The sequence below is a fragment of the Streptomyces sp. NPDC055506 genome (assembly GCF_053643595.1).
Map to the genome: position 1 here is coordinate 21,998 of NZ_JBSHKH010000109.1, position 6,285 is coordinate 28,282.

The following is a 6,285-nucleotide window of genomic DNA, read 5'->3' on the forward strand; positions in this document are numbered from 1 at the left end:
CCGGCCCCGGGCGCCGGGGGCGCGTTGGGGCGCTGTTCTCTTGATTGTCAGTGGGGCCGGGTACGTTTTTGGGCATGGGGATGAAGACGGGCGCGCACATTGTCTGGGACTGGAACGGGACGCTGTTCCATGACATCGACGCGATCATCGGGGCGACGAACGCGGCCTTCGCCGAGCTGGGGCTGGAGTCGCTGACGCTGGAGAAGTACCGGGAGCTGTACTGCGTGCCGGTGCCGAAGTTCTACGAGCGGCTGATGGGGCGGCTGCCGACCGAGGCCGAGTGGGAGGCCATGGACGAGGTCTTCCACCGGTACTACTCGGAGCACCGGGGGGCGTGCGGGCTGACGGTGGGGGCCGTGGAGCTGCTGTCGGGGTGGCGGTCGGCGGGGCGCAGCCAGTCGATTCTGAGCATGTATGTGCACGAGGAGCTCGTGCCGTTGGTGCGGGGGTTCGGGATCGAGCCGCACTTCATACGGGTGGACGGGCGGACCGGGCCGTCGGGGGGCAGCAAGGCCGAGCACATGGTGCGGCATCTCGCGTCACTGACGGGGGTGGAGCCGGGGCGGACCGTGGTGATCGGGGATGCGGCGGATGATGCGGTGGCCGCGTTGCATGTGGGGGCTCGGGCTGTGCTGTACACCGGGGGGTCGCACAGTCGGGTGAGTCTGGAGCAGGTGGGTGTGCCTGTGGTGGACACGTTGGAGGATGCCGTTGCGGAGGCTGAGCGGCTCGCGGCGGCCTGACCGGAAACTGGCGGGTTTCGGGGTGCTCGGCGTTGGTGCTGGGGCGGGGTGGGTCCGCAGCCCGGCGTAGCGGGGTGACGCTGCACCCACCCGTGCCGCCCTTAGCGGCATGCATGCCCGCAGTCAAAAGGGTCTGCACTGTGCAGAACGTCAAACTTCCGGGCCTGGTTTTGTACACATACGGCTCATGACGGCCCCCCTGTAAGGAGCGATAGCCTTGGTGGCGTGATCAGCGCGATAGTTCGCGGGGACGTCGTCGTCCCTGCCCTGCGCCCGGACGGACCACATCCGTGACCGGGCGGCGGTCGCTGGTATTCGCGGGCGGTACGGGGCATCGATGACTCCCGGGACGCCGAGCACCACCGGGACCGAGGCGTCGCAGAGAGCAGCGTCACACCCGTGGGGCAGCTCAAAAATGGCTCAGACACCCCCGCTCCTCTCGTCTGGCGGCATAGCGTCGGAACAGACCGGATACCCCGTGTCACGGCGTGACGTCGTCAGCGCAGAGACCGTACTTCCTTCTACGTCACGCAACGGCGCGCGACAGGAGCCAGAGGACAATGCAGACCAAGCTGGACGAAGCAAAGGCCGAGTTGCTCGAGAGGGCTGCCCGGGTAGCTGAGAACAGCCCGGTCGGGGGGCACCTACCGACCGGGTCGACGGGCGAGGAGATCCCAGACGCCCAGGAGGCCCCGGACCGCGAGTCCCTGATCTCGTTCCTCCAGCGTTACTACCTGCACACGGCCCCGGAGGACCTCGCCGACCGCGACCCGGTCGATGTCTTCGGAGCCGCCGTCTCCCACTACCGGCTGGCCGAGAACCGCCCCCAGGGCACGGCCAACGTGCGGGTTCACACTCCCACCGTGGAAGAGAACGGGTGGACGTGCAGCCACTCCGTCGTCGAGGTCGTCACCGACGACATGCCCTTCCTCGTGGACTCCGTCACCAATGAGCTGACACGGCAGGGGCGCGGGATCCACGTCGTCATCCACCCCCAGTTCGTGGTGCGGCGCGATGTGACCGGCAAGCTCATCGAGGTGCTGCCCACGCCCCCGACCGGCGCCGGCGACCTCCCGCACGACGCGCACGTCGAGTCCTGGATCCACGTGGAGACCGACCGCGAGACGGACCGTGCCGATCTGAAGCAGATCGCCGCCGACCTGCTGCGCGTGCTGTCCGACGCCCGTGAGGCCGTCGAGGACTGGGGCAAGATGCGGGACGCGGCGATCCGGCTGGCGGAGGGGCTGCCGGACGAGCCCATCCCCGGTGACCTGCCCGGACCGCAGGTCGAGGAGGCCCGCGAGCTGCTGCGCTGGCTGGCCGACGACCACTTCACCTTCCTGGGCTACCGCGAGTATCAGCTGCGCGAGGACGACTCCCTGGCCGCCGTCCCTGGCACCGGGCTCGGCATACTGCGCTCGGACCCGCACCACGCCGCCGAGGAGAGCCACCCGGTCAGCCCGTCGTTCGAGCGGCTGCCCGCCGACGCCCGGGCCAAGGCGCGCGAGCACAAGCTGCTCGTCCTGACCAAGGCGAACAGCAGGGCCACCGTGCACCGGCCGTCGTACCTGGACTACATCGGGGTGAAGAAGTTCGACGCCGACGGCAATGTCGTCGGCGAGCGGCGCTTCCTCGGGCTGTTCTCCTCCGCCGCCTACACCGAGTCCGTGCGTCGGGTCCCCGTCATCCGGCGCAAGGTCGAGGAGGTCCTGGAGCGGGCCGGCTTCTCACCCAACAGCCACGACGGGCGGGACCTGCTGCAGATCCTGGAGACGTACCCGCGCGACGAGCTCTTCCAGACCCCGGTCGACGAGCTGCGGTCCATCGTCACCTCCGTCCTCTACCTCCAGGAGCGCAGGCGCCTCAGGCTCTACCTGCGCCAGGACGAGTACGGGCGCTACTACTCCGCCCTCGTCTACCTCCCGCGCGACCGCTACACCACGGCTGTGCGCCTCAGGATCATCGAGATCCTCAAGGAGGAGCTGGGCGGCATCAGCGTCGACTTCACCGCCTGGAACACCGAGTCGATCCTCTCCCGGCTGCACTTCGTGGTCCGGGTCCCGCAGGGCACCGAGCTGCCGGAGCTGTCCGACTCCGACAAGGACCGCATCGAGGCCCGGCTGGTGGAGGCGGCCCGCTCCTGGGAGGACGCCTTCGCGGAGGCGCTCAACGCCGAGCTCGGCGAGGAGCGCGCGGCCGAGCTGATGCGCCGGTACGCGCACGCCTTCCCCGAGGGCTACAAGGCCGACCACAACCCGCGCGCCGCGGTCGCCGACCTCGTCCACCTCGAACAGCTCAACGCCGAGGAGGGCAAGGACTTCGCGCTCAGCCTGTACGAGCCGGTGGGCGCCGCCCCCGAGGAGCGCCGCTTCAAGATCTACCGCACGGGCGACGCCATCTCCCTCTCGGCGGTGCTGCCGGTCCTCAACCGGCTCGGCGTCGAGGTCGTCGACGAGCGGCCGTACGACCTGCGCTGCCCGGACCGCAGCGTGGCCTGGATCTACGACTTCGGCCTGCGCATGCCCCGCTCGCAGAACGGCAGCGGGGACTACCTCGGTGACGACGCCCGCGAGCGCTTCCAGGATGCCTTCTCCGCCACCTGGACCGGCAAGGCGGAGAACGACGGCTTCAACTCCCTCGTGCTGAGCGCCGGGCTCACCTGGCGCCAGGCGATGGTGCTGCGGGCGTACGCGAAGTACCTGCGCCAGGCGGCTTCGACGTTCAGCCAGGACTACATGGAGGACACCCTCCGCAACAACGTCCACACCACCCGGCTGCTCGTCTCCCTGTTCGAGGCGCGGATGTCGCCGGACCGGCAGCGCGCGGGGCACGAGATCGTGGACGCGCTGCTGGAGGAGGTCGACGCGGCCCTCGACCAGGTGGCCTCGCTCGACGAGGACCGGATCCTCCGGTCGTTCCTCACGGTCATCAAGGCGACGCTGCGGACGAACTTCTTCCAGGAGGCGGCGGGCGGCAAGCCGCACGACTACGTCTCCATGAAGTTCGACCCGCAGGCCATCCCCGACCTCCCGGCGCCGCGTCCGGCGTACGAGATCTGGGTGTACTCGCCGCGGGTCGAGGGCGTGCACCTCAGGTTCGGCAAGGTCGCGCGCGGTGGTCTGCGCTGGTCCGACCGGCGTGAGGACTTCCGCACCGAGATCCTCGGCCTGGTCAAGGCGCAGATGGTGAAGAACACCGTCATCGTGCCGGTGGGCGCCAAGGGCGGCTTCGTCGCCAAGCAGCTGCCCGACCCGAGCGTGGACCGGGACGCGTGGCTGGCCGAGGGTGTCGCGAGCTACAAGACGTTCATCTCCGCGCTGCTCGACATCACCGACAACATGGTGGCCGGCGAGGTCGTGCCCCCGGCGGACGTCGTCCGGCACGACGAGGACGACACCTACCTCGTCGTCGCAGCCGACAAGGGCACAGCGACCTTCTCCGACATCGCCAACGGGGTCGCCGAGCAGTACAACTTCTGGCTCGGTGACGCCTTCGCCTCCGGCGGCTCCGCCGGCTACGACCACAAGGGCATGGGCATCACCGCCCGCGGCGCCTGGGAGTCCGTCAAGCGGCACTTCCGGGAGCTGGGCGTGGACACCCAGACCGAGGACTTCACGGTCGTCGGCATCGGCGACATGTCCGGTGACGTGTTCGGCAACGGCATGCTGCTCTCCGAGCACATCCGCCTGGTGGCCGCCTTCGACCACCGGCACATCTTCATCGACCCGAACCCGGACGCCGCCACCTCCTACGCCGAGCGGCGCCGCCTGTTCGAGCTGCCCCGCTCCAGCTGGGAGGACTACAACAAGGAGCTGCTGTCGGCCGGCGGCGGCATCTTCCCGCGCACGGCCAAGGCGATCCCGGTCAACGCGCACATCCGCGAGGCCCTCGGCATCGAGGCCAAGGTCACCAAGCTGACCCCGGCCGACCTGATGAAGGCGATCTTCCAGGCGCCGGTGGACCTGCTGTGGAACGGCGGCATCGGTACGTACGTCAAGTCCTCGGCCGAATCGAACGCGGACGTCGGTGACAAGGCCAACGACGCCATCCGCGTCGACGGCAAGGACCTGCGCGTCAAGGTCGTCGGCGAGGGCGGCAACCTGGGCCTGACCCAGCTCGGCCGGATCGAGTTCGCGCTGCACGGCGGCCGGATCAACACCGACGCCATCGACAACAGCGCGGGCGTGGACACCTCCGACCACGAGGTGAACATCAAGATCCTGCTCAACAGCCTCGTCTCGGACGGCGACATGACCGTCAAGCAGCGCAACAAGCTGCTCGCCGAGATGACCGACGAGGTCGGCCGCCTGGTGCTGCGCAACAACTACGCGCAGAACACGGCGATCGCCAACGCCCTCGCCCAGTCCGGCTCCATGCTCCACGCCCAGCAGCGCTTCATGAAGCACCTGGTCAGGGAGGGCCACCTCAACCGGGCGCTGGAGTTCCTGCCCACCGACCGGCAGATCCGCGAGCGGCTCTCCGCGGGCCAGGGCCTGACCGGCCCGGAGACGGCCGTACTGCTGGCGTACACGAAGATCACGGTCGCCGAGGAGCTGCTGCACACCTCGCTGCCGGACGACCCGTACCTGAGCACCCTGCTGCGCGCGTACTTCCCGACCGAGCTGCGCGAGCAGTTCCCCGAGCACCTCGTCAGCCACCCGCTGCGCCGTGAGATCACCACGACCGTCCTGGTCAACGACACGGTCAACACGGGCGGTACGACGTATCTGCACCGGCTGCGCGAGGAGACCGGGGCGTCGCTCGAGGAGATCGTGCGGGCGCAGACCGCGGCCCGGGCGATCTTCCGCCAGTCCCCGGTGTGGGACGGGGTCGAGGCGCTCGACAACAAGGTCGAGGCCGACGTCCAGACCCGCATCCGTCTGCACTCGCGCCGCCTGGTCGAGCGCGGCACGCGCTGGCTGCTCAACAACCGGCCGCAGCCGCTGGACCTCGCCGAGACGGTCGATTTCTTCGCCGACCGGGTCGAGCAGGTCTGGGGGCAGCTGCCGAATCTGCTGCGCGGCGCCGATCTGGAGTGGTACCAGAAGATCTTCGACGAGCTGACGGGCGTCGGTGTCCCGGACGAACTCGCCACCCGGGTGGCCGGTTTCTCCTCCGCCTTCCCGACGGTGGACATCGTCTCGGTCGCGGACCGTATGGGCCGGGAGCCGCTGGACGTCGCCGAGGTCTACTACGACCTCGCCGACCGGCTGCGCATCACCCAGCTCATGGACCGCATCTCCGAGCTGCCCCGTGCCGACCGCTGGCAGTCCATGGCCCGCGCGGCGATCCGCGAGGACCTGTACGCGGCGCACGCGGCGCTGACCGCCGACGTCCTGGCGGTGGGCAACGGCAGCTCCACGCCCGAGCAGCGCTACAAGGCATGGGAGCAGAAGAACGCGGCGATCCTCGGCCGCGCCCGCACCACACTGGAGGAGATCCAGAGCTCCGACGCGTTCGACCTCGCCAACCTGTCGGTGGCGATGCGCACGATGAGGACGCTGCTGCGGACGCACTCGTAGGGCGTACGGCCTCTTAGGGC

General features: G+C 69.4%; 2 protein-coding genes. Both read left to right on the top strand.

Features of this window, described 5'->3' with window-relative positions; translation table 11 throughout:
- The first annotated feature begins 74 nt into the window (after positions 1 to 74).
- Positions 75 to 743 carry an HAD family hydrolase gene (locus ACWIF2_RS30990; RefSeq protein ID WP_454364154.1) on the top strand — a complete coding sequence of 223 codons (669 nt, stop codon included), beginning with the start codon at positions 75 to 77 and terminating at the stop codon, positions 741 to 743.
- A gap of 560 nt (positions 744 to 1,303) precedes the next feature.
- Entirely contained in the window at positions 1,304 to 6,265 is a 4,962-nt protein-coding gene (locus ACWIF2_RS30995) for an NAD-glutamate dehydrogenase (protein ID WP_454364156.1), read from the top strand.
- Positions 6,266 to 6,285 lie beyond the last annotated feature (20 nt).

Bases quoted from the DNA above. Each gene is read 5' to 3' on its own strand.
- ACWIF2_RS30990 (WP_454364154.1), top strand. From the start codon at position 75: ATGGGGATGAAGACGGGCGCGCACATTGTCTGGGACTGGAACGGGACG.
- ACWIF2_RS30995 (WP_454364156.1), top strand. From the start codon at position 1,304: ATGCAGACCAAGCTGGACGAAGCAAAGGCCGAGTTGCTCGAGAGGGCT.